General features: G+C 36.0%; 16 protein-coding genes and 1 pseudogene. 4 read left to right on the top strand and 13 right to left on the bottom strand.

Annotated elements, in window-relative coordinates; translation table 11 throughout:
- Window positions 1-153 precede the first annotated feature (153 nt).
- From NSQ92_RS02395 to NSQ92_RS02370, 6 genes and pseudogenes are all read right to left on the bottom strand, one after another.
- Complete coding sequence (locus NSQ92_RS02395; protein WP_047942854.1) at window positions 154-576, bottom strand: NusG domain II-containing protein; 423 nt, start codon at window positions 574-576, stop codon at window positions 154-156.
- 170 nt (window positions 577-746) lie between these two features.
- Window positions 747-1,889 (bottom strand): zinc-dependent alcohol dehydrogenase, encoded by a 1,143-nt coding sequence (locus NSQ92_RS02390; protein WP_047942855.1) that lies wholly within the window; start codon window positions 1,887-1,889, stop codon window positions 747-749.
- Between the two features lie 529 nt (window positions 1,890-2,418).
- The gene (locus NSQ92_RS02385) at window positions 2,419-3,021 is read right to left on the bottom strand and encodes an HXXEE domain-containing protein (RefSeq protein ID WP_341152342.1); all 603 of its coding nucleotides are present in this window, start codon (window positions 3,019-3,021) and stop codon (window positions 2,419-2,421) included.
- A 330-nt stretch (window positions 3,022-3,351) separates the two neighbouring features.
- Window positions 3,352-3,731 (bottom strand): annotated as a pseudogene (locus NSQ92_RS26770) (IS110 family transposase); the annotation flags it as partial.
- A 232-nt stretch (window positions 3,732-3,963) separates the two neighbouring features.
- Window positions 3,964-5,622 carry an ABC1 kinase family protein gene (locus NSQ92_RS02375; protein WP_336045199.1) on the bottom strand — a complete coding sequence of 553 codons (1,659 nt, stop codon included), beginning with the start codon at window positions 5,620-5,622 and terminating at the stop codon, window positions 3,964-3,966.
- A gap of 13 nt (window positions 5,623-5,635) precedes the next feature.
- Entirely contained in the window at window positions 5,636-5,935 is a 300-nt protein-coding gene (locus NSQ92_RS02370) for a phasin family protein (protein WP_047942858.1), read from the bottom strand.
- 196 nt (window positions 5,936-6,131) lie between these two features.
- On the opposite strand from NSQ92_RS02370, the gene NSQ92_RS02365 reads away from it, so the two are divergent.
- Both NSQ92_RS02365 and NSQ92_RS02360 read left to right on the top strand, forming a co-directional pair.
- A complete protein-coding gene (locus tag NSQ92_RS02365) occupies window positions 6,132-6,392 on the top strand; it encodes a hypothetical protein (RefSeq protein ID WP_095320150.1) in 261 nt (86 codons plus the stop codon).
- A 216-nt stretch (window positions 6,393-6,608) separates the two neighbouring features.
- Window positions 6,609-7,097: a DedA family protein gene (locus NSQ92_RS02360; RefSeq protein WP_341152341.1), complete on the top strand. Its 489-nt coding sequence runs from the start codon at window positions 6,609-6,611 to the stop codon at window positions 7,095-7,097.
- A gap of 414 nt (window positions 7,098-7,511) precedes the next feature.
- Here the strand turns inward: NSQ92_RS02360 and NSQ92_RS02355 are convergent, their stop codons facing one another.
- On the bottom strand, window positions 7,512-7,850 hold the full coding sequence (locus NSQ92_RS02355) for a winged helix-turn-helix transcriptional regulator (protein WP_047942861.1): 339 nt from the start codon (window positions 7,848-7,850) through the stop codon (window positions 7,512-7,514).
- A gap of 106 nt (window positions 7,851-7,956) precedes the next feature.
- Between NSQ92_RS02355 and NSQ92_RS02350 the strand changes: the two genes are divergently transcribed.
- Window positions 7,957-8,340 (top strand): RidA family protein, encoded by a 384-nt coding sequence (locus NSQ92_RS02350; protein WP_047942862.1) that lies wholly within the window; start codon window positions 7,957-7,959, stop codon window positions 8,338-8,340.
- A 179-nt stretch (window positions 8,341-8,519) separates the two neighbouring features.
- Here the strand turns inward: NSQ92_RS02350 and NSQ92_RS02345 are convergent, their stop codons facing one another.
- Complete coding sequence (locus NSQ92_RS02345) at window positions 8,520-8,879, bottom strand: MerR family transcriptional regulator (RefSeq protein WP_047942863.1); 360 nt, start codon at window positions 8,877-8,879, stop codon at window positions 8,520-8,522.
- A gap of 131 nt (window positions 8,880-9,010) precedes the next feature.
- Between NSQ92_RS02345 and NSQ92_RS02340 the strand changes: the two genes are divergently transcribed.
- Window positions 9,011-9,853 carry an SDR family NAD(P)-dependent oxidoreductase gene (locus NSQ92_RS02340; RefSeq protein WP_341152340.1) on the top strand — a complete coding sequence of 281 codons (843 nt, stop codon included), beginning with the start codon at window positions 9,011-9,013 and terminating at the stop codon, window positions 9,851-9,853.
- A gap of 55 nt (window positions 9,854-9,908) precedes the next feature.
- On the opposite strand, the gene NSQ92_RS02335 is transcribed toward NSQ92_RS02340, so the two are convergent.
- The 5 genes from NSQ92_RS02335 to NSQ92_RS02315 all read right to left on the bottom strand — a co-directional run bounded on the left by NSQ92_RS02335 (window position 9,909) and on the right by NSQ92_RS02315 (window position 12,964).
- Complete coding sequence (locus NSQ92_RS02335; RefSeq protein WP_047942866.1) at window positions 9,909-10,187, bottom strand: hypothetical protein; 279 nt, start codon at window positions 10,185-10,187, stop codon at window positions 9,909-9,911.
- Window positions 10,188-10,337: 150 nt separating this feature from the next.
- Complete coding sequence (locus tag NSQ92_RS02330; RefSeq protein ID WP_445669265.1) at window positions 10,338-10,547, bottom strand: DUF6980 family protein; 210 nt, start codon at window positions 10,545-10,547, stop codon at window positions 10,338-10,340.
- A 27-nt stretch (window positions 10,548-10,574) separates the two neighbouring features.
- Window positions 10,575-11,183, bottom strand: coding sequence for a transglutaminase-like domain-containing protein (locus tag NSQ92_RS02325; protein WP_047942868.1), 609 nt, complete (start codon window positions 11,181-11,183; stop codon window positions 10,575-10,577).
- Window positions 11,184-11,404: 221 nt separating this feature from the next.
- On the bottom strand, window positions 11,405-12,325 hold the full coding sequence (gene cysK, locus NSQ92_RS02320; protein ID WP_095258666.1) for a cysteine synthase A: 921 nt from the start codon (window positions 12,323-12,325) through the stop codon (window positions 11,405-11,407).
- Window positions 12,326-12,340: 15 nt separating this feature from the next.
- Window positions 12,341-12,964 carry a lysozyme family protein gene (locus NSQ92_RS02315; RefSeq protein ID WP_053215709.1) on the bottom strand — a complete coding sequence of 208 codons (624 nt, stop codon included), beginning with the start codon at window positions 12,962-12,964 and terminating at the stop codon, window positions 12,341-12,343.
- Window positions 12,965-13,014 lie beyond the last annotated feature (50 nt).

The following is a 13,014-nucleotide window of genomic DNA, read 5'->3' as shown; positions in this document are numbered from 1 at the left end:
CTGTAAGGAAGTATATTAAAGGCTAATTTTGCGGATATCAGCCAAACTCCATTCTTTATCAGCCAAAATTCACCCTTTTTCAGCCAAACCACAAACACCACAAAAACAAAAGAAAGCGGTGATTGAACACCGCTTTCCACACAAAACAATTAACTAATGCGACAAAATCAATCCATCCTCCTCTGCCTTTTCCGGTTTGTCTGCTACTATTTCGATTAAAACTTTATGGGGCAGACATATAATTGTTTGACCAGGTATGCCTTTCCATCCCATTTTGACGCCAATTTGGTCTGGACTATTATCTTCTTTAATTCTGATTTGTTCATTTTCCACTTCGATTAAATTATATTGTTTTCCTTTTCCTTTTATCATAAATTGTTCATTTTCTGTATGACCTGTTAGTTCTACTTCACGAATGACTTTCCCGTCCTGTGTAATGACTGCCATGACTTTATTCCCTTCTTCTTCCTTCCCTTGGTGCATCGCAAATACGACCATTGGGACAAATGAAATGATTAAGAGGAGAACAACCATAATAATATCAAAAGGCTTAATCATCTTGGAGTATTTTCTCATCGAAAACGTCCCTCTCTGTGTTAGCTGGTTTACACTTTTATTATAAAGGGTTAGATAGTAGAAACATATGGATAGCGTCAAATAGTCGATAAATTGCCATATGTTCGGAAGGGGTTGATAAAGAAGTGAAAAGCCATCGATCATCTTCCTTCGATGGCTTTTTCGAACAATTAAGGTTTAAGGACAACTTTAATTACTTCATCCTGGTGATCATTAAACATTTGATAAGCATTGCTCGCATCATCTAATGCAATGCGATGTGTAATAATTTCCGTTGGATCAATTTTTCCTGTAGTAATCCAATCAAATAACATGGGCATATAGTGTATTACTGGTGCTTGTCCTGTTTTAACTGTAATATTTCGTTCAAAAATATTTCCTAATGGGAACATATTATATTTAGATCCATAAACACCTGTTAAATGCATGGTACCAAACTTACGAACAGCATTCATACCAATTTCGATAGCACTGATTGTTCCGCCCTGAATCTTCAACTTTTGACCAATTGCTTCCATAGGTGTTTTCTTTCCGTCCATGCCTACACAATCGATTACTACATCGGCTCCACCAGAAGTCAGTTCCTTTATATAGTTGCCTGTATCTCCATGATTATCAAAATTAACAATTTCCACTTGGTTCATTTTTTGAGCGTGGTTTAAGCGATATGGAATATTATCAACTGCTATAACGCGCTTTGCCCCCTTCATCCAAGCAAATTTTTGAGTCATTAATCCAACAGGTCCACAACCTAAAACGACGACCGTATCGCCCTCTTTTACGCCTGAATTTTCGACACTCCAATATGCCGTTGGAAGGACGTCGGACATAAATAACAAGGCTTCATCCTCTAATTCACAGGACTCCGGGATAACAAAAGGAACAAAATTCCCGTATGGAACTCGTAACAATTCTGCTTGTCCCCCTTGATAATCTCCATACCGTTCTGTAAAGCCAAAATATGCTCCCGTATCTGCAATGTCCTTATTGGAATTAGCATTATCACATTGGCTTTCCATATCATGCTCGCAATAGTAACAATGTCCGCAAGCAATGTTAAATGGTAGTACAACACGATCTCCTTTTTTTACTCTTGTTACTTCAGGCCCTACTTCTTCCACAATTCCCATAGGTTCATGTCCTATGACATAGTCTTTTTCAGCCGGCAATGCCCCCTGATAAATATGTAAATCAGATCCACAAATAGCCGTGGAGGTAATGCGAACGACGATATCATCCTTTTTTTTAAGCTTCGCATTTTCCACTTCCTTTACTTGTACATCTTTCGTTCCTTGAAATGTAACAGCCTTCATCAGCAAACTCCTCCTGTTTTAGTTGATTGTTTATCTATACCATTTCAAGAAGAAGCTACAAACATCCAAATATTTCCGTTATTTACTGCAGGAATAGATTCGAAGTGCGGTTAATTTTAGGCGTAACTGCCGATAAAAAGACTAGATTTGGATTAACGATTACTGTTAAGGAAAAAAACAGAAAAATCTACTACTTCGCTTGATATGACTGCACTCTCCATTAACAAGAGTCATGGGAATTCTAAAGAAGCAGGTGATCAAATAAATGATTCCCTAGGAAATGATACTGCGAGAAGTACTGCAGCTAAAATAGAGCTGATTCCGCCTGTAGCTTTGAAATAAAGTTTGACCAAAAATGTTATTGTGACTCTTTATTTATCAAAGTATTCAAAAAATCCATTTTGAAGAAAGATTGTTAAAAATGGATTTTCTATTAATAGCTCTGTTAATTTTTTATAATAAAATTTGATTATTTCTAGAATCCTTATTCAACTAAAGCAGCCGTTCGTAAAATTAGCATATTAGATTTCTATCCTACTTTTTTTCCAATCCAATGAGCAAGCAAAGCAACTGGGATAATTAAGAGACAAAAAGGTAAGCATAGAAAAATAATTTCCCATGTAATTACTTCATTCACTAATAATGAACGATATAAAAATAAACTGTATGGAATGATAACAATCAACGAAGTAAATGCACCAGGCGTAACGGAACGAAGAATGATAGATTGACCAATATGAGTAAAAGCGTGTAGAAAAAAAGCCAATGTAATAATGGTGAAAATATAAATATTACCAAGTAATCCTTGAATAACATACTGATTTGCCATAACGGTTGAACTACTTACGAATAGAAATATAACTAATACGGCAACTGCAAACTGGGCTGTTGTCATAGAAAATTGTTTAATCACTCTATCCGCAATTTTTTCCGGCAATACGTCATATATCATAGTTGAATTCTTCTTCATCCACCCTTCAGCCATAATAATTTCTTCAAAATCATGAAGGATAAACATAATCGGAAATAACCAGATAAGTGTTTGAACATCAAGCCACTGTTCCATAATCGCCATCCCTTCCAAAAAACTTCTATTATTTTCTTTTAAATTTACTTGGCGTTCTTTCTTCAACTAAGCTGCTGCTTTTTCATACGTTCGAAACGAGAAGAGGTTCCAATTTTAAGTGAATTTCCCAAATATCCAAATCTATTTGATTAATTGTAAATTGTATAAAATATTAAGCTACTAATTGTTCATCAATATATGAATGCATGTGAGGGATGTCCTTCAACATCTTTTCTTCCTGGAACACAAACTGTTTCTTTCCAACGGAAAAGAGAATTCGTATAAGCTTATTACATAAAGCAATTAAAGACTGCATCTTTTTCAACGGATTATCAGGTCTCGTTGTATAGTATAGATGGATGGCTTTAAATGCTTTGTTTTTTGCTACTAGAATCAAAGATGCTCGAAATAATATCTACCATCTTTGACTAGTTGTGCAATGACTTTTGCGTCCTTAACATCATTTTTAGTTGGAGAGTTATCATCTAACTCTTTGCTGTGCTTAACATGTAAGGAAGCCACTAATGTCCTGTAGGCTCCATTCCAGTGATAACAGACTCCATTTGATTGATCTCTTTTAAATGATTAATCCATTCCATGAAGTGCGTAAATCCTTCTTGAATATTATCAAAAAAACAAGTAGAACCAAGTTCTATTCCTCGATAATCTTGTGCTCTAGCTACATGATGATGTTTGGCAATATCAATACCAATGACTAAGGTTTTAGGTGTAATTTGAGCTATTTTATGATTTTGGTTATACGCATTTTCACTTATTACAGGAATGCTGCCCCGTTAGATTAAGTTCACCTCTTCACAAACTATCTATCCCAATTTACAATCAAACTTTGTTTTAAATAACCAATCTTTAATTTAAAACTACACCACCTGCATAATACTGTATTCTTAATGCTGATCTCTGCCTTGTATATCTATATAAAAAGGTGTGACCAAAAAAAGTGTCAAAAACTCGAATAGAGAGTTTTTGACACTTTTCATTCTCCTTATTCTAAAACCTGCCTGACCGAAAAATCGAGTAAATAAGCCAAGCAACCATCAACATGGCGATTGAAAAGCCAATTTCAATGATTGGAAATTTCCAGAGAACGGTTTGTACTCCGCTAAGTGCAACGCCAATAATGAGACCGACCATCACGATACTCAATGCCAGCAGCACAATACTAAACGCGATTTGATTACTGAATCGATCAATTTTTTTGATTAATAAATCTAACTGTGGGGAGGTAAATTCCACCTGCACTTTTCCCTTACGAAGAATTCCCATTAACTGTTTGGCGGTAATCGGAATATCTTTTAATGAAGCAAAGTATTCTGGTATTTCCTCTACTATATTTTTCACTATTTTCCACGGCTTGAGCTTATCAAGAAATAGCTTTCTTCCAAATGGCTCCGCCACATCAAATACACTAAAAGTAGGATCAAGTGCTACAACAACTCCCTCCATCGTCATAAGCGCCTTTCCTAAAAGGGTTAATTCGGAAGGAATTCTTATGTTATGACGGAAGGCAATGATAAATAAATCATTAATTGCTTCACCCACACTTACGTCTTTCAGCGGAATATTATAATATTTATCGCGTAGCTCTTCCACATCAGCTGTTAATTTTTTTATATCAACATTTTCGGGAATCATGCCTAAATCAGAAATCGCGCGAATGATTCCTTTCGTGCTTTTATTACGAAGAGCCACAACGAAGGAAGCAAAACTCTTTTTCGTATAAGAAGAAAGCTGGCCTACCATCCCAAAATCTAATAAAACGATGCGCCCATCCTGTAGGGCAAGTACATTTCCCGGATGAGGATCGGCATGAAAATGACCAACCTCTAGAATTTGATAGAAAATCGTATAGGCTAATCTTTCTGCAAGCAGTTCGCGATCAATTCCAGCTTCATCTAATCGCTTATGGTCAGATAGCTTTATTCCCTCTATATAATCCATCGTCAATACCTTTTTTGTGGAATAATCCCAGTAAACTGACGGGATGACAACATATCCTATCGATTTATTCTGCTCTAGAAAACGCTCCATATTTCTGGCTTCGATTCCATAGTCTAATTCAATCAGCAGACCTTTTGCAAGTTCATCAACAATTTCACGAAGGCCATACTGCTTTGCCCAACCCCATGTATTCTCCGCGATTCGGGCCAAATCGGCGATAATTTCTAAGTCTGTTTCGATGATAGCATGAATATTAGGACGTTGTATTTTGACAGCAACCTGCGTCCCGTCTTTAAGGATTGCTTTATGCACTTGCCCAATGGATGCTGCCGCCAATGGAGTTTCAGAAAAATGTTTGAACAGATGATCGACAGAATCACCTAATTCTTCTTCTAAAATCTGAACGGCTTCTCCATATGTAAAGGGAGGTACTTGGTCTTGCAGTTCTTTTAATTCATTAATTATTTCTGGCGGAATTAAGTCAGGACGGGTACTGGCAATCTGCCCAAGTTTAATAAAAGTAGTTCCAAGTTCTTCGAGTATTAAGCGGATACGTCTTCCAGTGCTTTTAGGAGGATGTTCTTTATGAAAGAAAAACTTCTCCTCCAATCCGATCTTATTGGAAAAAAAGCCTATTCCGTTACGAGCGAGAATAGACGTTATTTTGCGATATCTTTTCATCTGTCTAATACGTTTACTTACACCCATTTACAAACCTACTTTATTCGTCGAGATTTTTTCTTTCTAATGCCTCTATTCTTTTTTCTAATTTCTTTACATCCTCTAAAGTAGCCAGCTTTAATTCTCCATAAGCAGCATTTACCTTTTCTTTAGCTACTGCTTCAAGCTGACCTTTCATTTCCTCTCCCTTTTGAATCAAATGATTGATTAAATCTTTTGATTCATTTTTGCTTACCTCTCCTTTTTTCACTAATTCTTCAACTGTTTTTTCTACTTGTTCTTTACCTGCAATCGCTAAACCTAAACCTAAGGAAAGTGCTTTTTCAATTGTTGTTCTCATCCTCAAAAAACCTCCTTATATTTTTCTAGCATGCTTCATTTTCCCGTTGACTACTTTTCTATTTGTCATTAAAGTAATGCAAATATGACTCAAAGTCAAATCATTCGAGTGTAATTTCTTTCTTTGTACCAACATACTTATGATATGCTTAATAATGTAAATAATGGTGACTTTTTCATAAGGAGGTGTCAAAATTATGGAGAATAAAAGAAGTCTGTATATCGAACTAGTATGGGGTTCCATCGGCATGCTGATTATCTCTCTGGTTATTGCCAATGCCCTCTTGTCCTCCGAGCACTCCTTTTCTGTACCTACTCTTATTCTAGGGTTTGCTCTCATAAACGGTTATATCTTTTTCCTAGAAAAAAGAGCGGGACTCAGCCAAAAAGTAATCTGGACACAATCATTGATTCTTGTTTGCATTTTTATTTTTTACATCGTTAGCAACTCTTCATAAAATGATCTTAAAATTAACTTCTTAGAACTTCTCACTCCCATTTTTCTTTATTTCGCTGTATGATAGGAAAGTCGCATTATTTCTTGACTATTTTGTCATGGAATAGGCACATTTTACTTAACTACTATATACTGTGGATTTCTTTCAAAAGATAAATAAATCTTTTACAGTCATTATTTAGCTAGTTAACGAGAAATAAAGAACGGAGTAATATAGATGAGTACATCCATACATTTCATTTCCCAATTCGGCTACATTGCCATTTTTGTGCTTTTTGCATTAAGCGGTTTAGGCATTCCTGTTCCCGATGAAGCATTGCTAACCTTTGTAGGCTATCTTTCTTCCATTTCCATAATGAATTTTCTAGCTGCAGATATCATTTGCCTTATTGGTGCCCTTAGTGCCATGGTTATCAATTACACATTAGGCAAGAAAATTGGCAAACCCTTTCTGCTTACCCACGGAAAATGGATCAAGCTCACCCCTAGCAAATTAGAACGCGTGGAAAATTGGTTTGATAAATATGGCCCTTGGACAATAGTCATTGCTAATTTCATCCCAGGTGTCAGAAGATTAACGTCTTACTTTTCAGGCATTTCTGGTATGAATCTATCAAAATATATGTTATTTGCCGCAATCGGTTCTTTTCTTTGGTGTTTACTTTTTAATATTATTGGTTACTACATGGGAGTGCTTCCACTTTAAATGGGAACACTCCTTTTTTTTAGGGGAAATTCCAGCTCAAATACTGTATCTTCTAGCTTGCTAATAGTTTATTTCAGCCTAAATAATCAAGACTATGATGAAAGTAGTGGCGGAAATCCAGCTCGGCTACACAAACTGGAGTAAAGTGAAAAGGGACTTTATCCTTAGAATGAACGCAATTTTTACTGGAGTAAGGCGAAATCTAGCTTTCATCCATCGAATGAACACCATATTTCTATAGAGTACGAATAATAAGAACTTTCACCGCCTGCTAGTGAACATGCCCGCACACTAATGAAAACAGCTACCAGTTAGGTAACTGTTTTCTGTTTTCTGTTTTCTGTTTTCTAATACAAGAGACTAAAGTTAGCTCATTCTGATTCAAATGAGTTCTGATTATCCTGCCAAAAGAAGTTAAATATTGCGGTTTTTTTCTCCCCATTCACATAACTGTTCTAAAATAGGCAGGATCGATTCTGCTTTATGTGTTAGACTGTATTCCACTTTAGGAGGAATTTGAGGATATTCCTTTCGTATAATCATCCCATCTGCTTCTAAATCTTTAAGCTGCGAACTTAATGTTTTAAAGGTAATTGTTCCTATTCTTCTTTTCATATCATTAAAGCGAACAGGTTGACTTTCTGAAAGGAGATACAGAATTAGCATTTTCCATTTACCTCCAACAACTGACAGTGTATATCCAAAAGGTGTCTCTTGGATATTACCCTTTTCTTTATAATCAGCCATACTCATATTGACACTTTCCTTTCTGATAGTAGCTATCTAAATAGTGCGTACTATTTTTTTCTTTATATTCATTTTATACTTTCCTTAATTCGAGATAAAGGAGAGAAAAAAAATGACTACTATTAAAACCTACAATCACAACCTATGGGACCACGGTATTACCCAAGGATATAGTGTCAACGGTACTATCTATATTTCAGGTCAATTTTCGCACGATAAGGATGGTATGTTCGTTGGCAAGGATAATATTGAGGCACAAACTCGCCAAACATTAGAAAACCTTGATCGAGTTTTGAATGAATTTGGTATTACGAAGTCCAACCTCGCTTATGTGGAAATCTTTCTAACAAATCCGCAGGAGCACACTGAGCCAGTCATCAGTCTGTTCAAAGAATACCTGGAAAAACACAGACCAGCCGGCAGCCTCATCGGTGTAACTTACCTGGCGTTTCCGGAGCAGTTGATTGAAGTCAAGGCTGTCGCACACTCTGATTAAGTAAGTTACAATTTCAAAATAAATAATGTACCTTGTAATGATATTGATTGAAATATCATTACAAGGGCATAGTTATTTTAAATTTCCTATTACTAATGTCACTTACCTTCCACTTTAGTTGTGATAAAATCAAAATCTGTTTGATTTAAGAAATATCCTTAAAAGAATGACATTCGTTTTTATACTTTTCTTTTTAACCATGTTCCTTCTGCTAACTTTTCATCGATAAAATCCAAAACGGTCTGTAATTGGGCCATCTGATTTTTTACTTTTTCCTTTTGCTGAAGCATACCTGCTATCATTTCAGGGGTCATCTTACTTGTTTCCGCAATACCAAGATATAATTTCACTTCTTCTAAACTAAGATTTGCCTTTTTCATACAAGTGATCATTTGAAGCCTATCCATATCAGCTTGCGTAAAGACTCGATGCTTATTCGGCAGCCGTTTAATGTTTGGAAGCAAACCAATTTTTTCATAATATCTGATTGTATCAATACTTAGTCTAGTAAGAGTACTTACCTGTTTAATGGTATACATTCGTTCGTCCTCCTTCTTATAAAGTCATTATAAGATATGGAGTTAACTCCAGGTCAAGGAGAATTCTTTTTATTGACATGGAGTTAACTCCATATTCTATACTTCCTTCATCACCAATAGGAGGTAATAAAATGATTATAGCAGAAAGAAAAACAGCTCTTGTTACGGGGGCGAACAGCGGAATAGGTCTTGAGCTGACTAAGAAATTAATCGAGAATGGGTGGGCAGTTGCAGCTTTAATTCGCTCTGAATTTCCAAAAGAAGAGCAAATGCTGCAGCAAAAAATCCGTGCAGGAGAAATCCGAGTTTATCATGCTGATATAGCTGATTTTAGGCAATTAAAGTCTGCTTTGAAGTTAATAAAAGAGAAAGAAACAAAGCTTGATGCTCTCTTCAATAATGCAGGAGGCAGTTTCTCGAAGCTCGTCTTTTCCCCACAAGGGCGTGAACTGCATTACGAAATTCAGACTGTGGTTCCCTTTATCATTACGATGGAACTACTTGATCTTTTAAAAAAAGGAAAGCCTGCTATTGTTATACAAACTAGTTCAGATGCATTTAAATTTAAAAAATCTTTCGTACCAGAGGAATTGGCAAACCCGCCTAAATTTCAGAAATTGATTGGTCCCTATGCATCGACGAAGTTGGCAATTACTTTGTGGACGCATGCTTTTGCGCAAGAATTAAAGCGAGAGGGTGTGACAATTATCAGTATAGATCCAGGCAATAACAATACAATGCGCAAAGGGAGAAATGGCTGGCTGCCACTAATTATACAACCATTCATCCATTTATTTGGTCCACATCCTAGTGTGGGGGCAGGTCGGTTGTTTGCTGGATTAGAAAAATCTCCGCATGAAGCTGGGCTATATTTTAGAAAAGGAAAGCCTGTGGAATTCAAATTTAAACAGCACGCAGCCCAAGTTTTACTGCAAGTGCAATATGTATATGAAAAGGAATATTTATCACTTTGAAAAAAACAAGGAGGCTGCCAAAACTCTCTTGACAGCCTTTTTTCCTGCAACGGCTTTAGGCAAAATTTCCATTTTGCAGGAGAACTTTATGTAATTTTTCTTGACACTTTTTTTGATAAGAATGCTTATAGAGTTTACTACTATTGAATTTCCCAATACATTGTCGGACATCCTTATCGTGAATAATTAGCCCTCTACACTCTTCATCATTAAGGTAATTTCGGAACCATTGATGTTTTTTTAGATGTTTTACATTTCTGCATACCTCTTCTTCATCAACCTTTAGAAAAGGTATATAAACTGCAAGATTTAATAAGTCGAGTAAAATTCCCAATGCTTTACCTCCCTAATAATTTGTTAATAAATGGTACGCTTATATGGAATAAAAAGTTTCACCTTATGCAATTTTTAGCTGTCCTAATTCTCATTCTTCCAACCGATATTTGGCCAATACGTATTCTGTGCTCCGGTAATTCTGCACAAACTATGCTAATTTTGACCCACACCACGGACAAAATTCAATTTCAATACTTGAAGTACCACCATCATGTATAAACAATCCGTAGTCATGATCCTTTTCATCGAATAAAATTAATTTATCTGGACAAGTCATAGGGATTTTCATGAATATCACACTTGAATGTTGCATGATACCCCATCCCCCCCCACAGCAATGCGTTTTCCTCTTTCTCATCTCCTTATAAACCATTAAACACCTGTACTAAATGCTATCAGGCAAATGATGTTTGTACATTTCTAATGCATCATTATGGCCCTTTAGCACATTTATTGTTTTGGGATTTGGATGAACATAAATAACGGGATAGTCCTTTTCATCCATTTTTTCGTTAATTGTAAAAGCTAACTTTTCTTCCTCTAAGGAAAATTGTGCATCAATGCCAGCTTTGTTTCCACGAGCATCTAATCGTATCCATTTATTTAGAGATTTTAAATAAACGGCATTTAAAGCATGTAGACAATATCCTTTTTCTGGAGAGTCAAACAACATCAATCGCTGATAACAGAAGCCTGTTGGAATATGCTGAGAACGTAATAAAGCTGCTAATAAATTTGCTTTTGCATAACAAATTCCTTCTTTGTACTTCAAAACATCAGATGCCTTACAAGTCACACGTTTCCCTTGAATATCCCAGGAGTGACCTATTTCATCACGGACGAATTCAAAGGCTGCTTTGGTTTTTTCAATTTCTGTTTGAGTTGAATTAAATAGGTCCTCTCTTTTCTCTTTAATGATTGGATTAGAATAATCCACTTCCTTTTGTTCAGATAAGTAATCTGTTAATTGGCCGGACTCACAAATCAATTTCATTAACTCCATCTCCTTTAATTTATGCATAAAAATTTACATATACGTATTATTATACACTTGATTTTAAAACAGAGTTAAAGATGTACTATAAAATCGCAACATTATTATGCCAATTGGAGAAAAAGAAAAGACCAAATCACAAATGATCTGGTCAGCTAAGAAGTATTAGTTGGAATATTTTCTCCCCGATAGGAACAGCTTATTCCAATGTTTCCATTCTTTTATGAAAATAAATCTGAAGATAAATAACGTTCTCCTGTATCAGGTGCGATACATAACACTTTAGCAGTTGATGGCAGTTCACTTGCTATTTGCACAGCAAAATGCGCGCTAGATGCACCCGATGCCCCTACAAAGATTCCTTCTTCCGCTGCAAGACGTCTTGCCATGACTTCTGCATCATGATCTTTTATTAATAAGACTTCATCAAAAATGTCTCTGTTCAAGATTTTCGGTATAAATCCTGGGCCTGTTCCTGGAATTTTATGAGGGCCTGGTTTACCTCCTGATAATACTGGAGAACCAAATGGCTCTACTACATATATTTTTATGTCTGGAATCATTTTCTTTAATTCTTCTCCAACACCAGTAACTGTTCCACCTGTGCCAGCTGTCAAAACAAGTGCATCTAGCTTTCCTTCAAACGCTTCAAAAATTTCAACAGCAGTAGTACCTCGATGGGCATCAGCATTTGCTGCATTTTCAAATTGCATGGGAATAAAGCTGTCAGCAATATCTATAGCTAAACGATTGGCTTCATCAATTGCCCCTTGCATTCGTCTGTTACCTGGGGTTAAATATACCTCTGCTCCATATGCCTTTAATATTTGGACACGTTCTTTTGTTGCATTATCTGGCATTGTAATGATACAACGGTATCCCTTTACGGCAGCAACCATGGCAATTCCTATCCCTGTATTACCTGAGGTCGGTTCAATAATGGTGCTTCTTCCCGGGATAAGCTTTCCCTCTTTTTCGGCACGCTCAATCATATTTAAAGCTGCACGATCTTTCACACTTCCCCCTGGATTAAAAGATTCTAATTTGATAAAAACCTCTGCTCCAGTAGTATTAGGTATTTTATTCAATCGTACAGTCGGTGTATTGCCAATTAATTCAAGTACAGAATGGTAAAGCTTCATTTTTCTTTATTCCTCCTATAATTTCCGAGCATATTTTTCAATTATATTACTCATCTCTTCTACCTTGGATGTCACTTTATCTGCATAGGTAAAGTCTCCATAGCAATAGGGATATCTAAAATTTAATTTGTCATTATTACATGTATAAATGTCTGGTGACCGTTCGACCATATATTCTGAGTATGTTTTGGCTGATTCTTCACTATGCTCGACTTGATTATTGCTGACAATGAAATCAATATAACCAGGTCCCATATTATAGCTTTGGATGATTGCTTCTATATCTACTCCTTGCTTTTGCCCATACTTGTACACTTCTGCAAAATGAAATACTCCTTGCTTAATGCTCTCGGATGGGTCTTCAATTGCATTTCTTTTCAGCCCTGCTGATTCAGAGGACTGCATGGGATCATTTCCTTTTCCGCGACTTTCTTGATCCATGATAGCAAGTAAAACAGGTGCCAGCTCTTCTGCATTTAATTCATTTTTTTCCAGTTGAGTGGCGATTTCTGGTAAATATTTCAACAATCTTTGTTCTTTATTTTGCTTAATTGTAGTAGAAGCAAATAAATAGCCAAAATATATAACTAATATTAAGACAATAATTGTATTTGTTGTAGTTTTCCTTCTTCTTTTCATCCCTATCCCTCGTTGACGCTTAAATATCAATTAAGCGTTTCGTTTTTGAA

This window comes from Niallia sp. FSL M8-0099, from assembly GCF_038006945.1.
GTDB classification, from domain to species: domain Bacteria; phylum Bacillota; class Bacilli; order Bacillales; family Cytobacillaceae; genus Niallia; species Niallia circulans.
The sequence above is the reverse complement of the archived record's forward strand: the minus strand, read 5'-3'. Positions and strand labels throughout refer to the sequence as shown.

What these genes read in the sequence shown, in the direction of transcription:
- NSQ92_RS02370 (WP_047942858.1), bottom strand. Translation starts at nt 5,935, where the DNA reads ATGAGAACAACAATTGAAAAAGCACTTTCCTTAGGTTTAGGTTTAGCG.
- cysK (WP_095258666.1), bottom strand. Translation starts at nt 12,325, where the DNA reads ATGAAGCTTTACCATTCTGTACTTGAATTAATTGGCAATACACCGACT.
- NSQ92_RS02345 (WP_047942863.1), bottom strand. Translation starts at nt 8,879, where the DNA reads ATGTATACCATTAAACAGGTAAGTACTCTTACTAGACTAAGTATTGAT.
- NSQ92_RS02395 (WP_047942854.1), bottom strand. Translation starts at nt 576, where the DNA reads ATGAGAAAATACTCCAAGATGATTAAGCCTTTTGATATTATTATGGTT.
- NSQ92_RS02365 (WP_095320150.1), top strand. Translation starts at nt 6,132, where the DNA reads ATGGAGAATAAAAGAAGTCTGTATATCGAACTAGTATGGGGTTCCATC.
- NSQ92_RS02355 (WP_047942861.1), bottom strand. Translation starts at nt 7,850, where the DNA reads ATGAGTATGGCTGATTATAAAGAAAAGGGTAATATCCAAGAGACACCT.
- NSQ92_RS02340 (WP_341152340.1), top strand. Translation starts at nt 9,011, where the DNA reads ATGATTATAGCAGAAAGAAAAACAGCTCTTGTTACGGGGGCGAACAGC.
- NSQ92_RS02315 (WP_053215709.1), bottom strand. Translation starts at nt 12,964, where the DNA reads ATGAAAAGAAGAAGGAAAACTACAACAAATACAATTATTGTCTTAATA.
- NSQ92_RS02330 (WP_445669265.1), bottom strand. Translation starts at nt 10,547, where the DNA reads ATGAGAAAGAGGAAAACGCATTGCTGTGGGGGGGGATGGGGTATCATG.
- NSQ92_RS02375 (WP_336045199.1), bottom strand. Translation starts at nt 5,622, where the DNA reads ATGGGTGTAAGTAAACGTATTAGACAGATGAAAAGATATCGCAAAATA.
- NSQ92_RS02390 (WP_047942855.1), bottom strand. Translation starts at nt 1,889, where the DNA reads ATGAAGGCTGTTACATTTCAAGGAACGAAAGATGTACAAGTAAAGGAA.
- NSQ92_RS02325 (WP_047942868.1), bottom strand. Translation starts at nt 11,183, where the DNA reads ATGAAATTGATTTGTGAGTCCGGCCAATTAACAGATTACTTATCTGAA.
- NSQ92_RS02350 (WP_047942862.1), top strand. Translation starts at nt 7,957, where the DNA reads ATGACTACTATTAAAACCTACAATCACAACCTATGGGACCACGGTATT.
- NSQ92_RS02360 (WP_341152341.1), top strand. Translation starts at nt 6,609, where the DNA reads ATGAGTACATCCATACATTTCATTTCCCAATTCGGCTACATTGCCATT.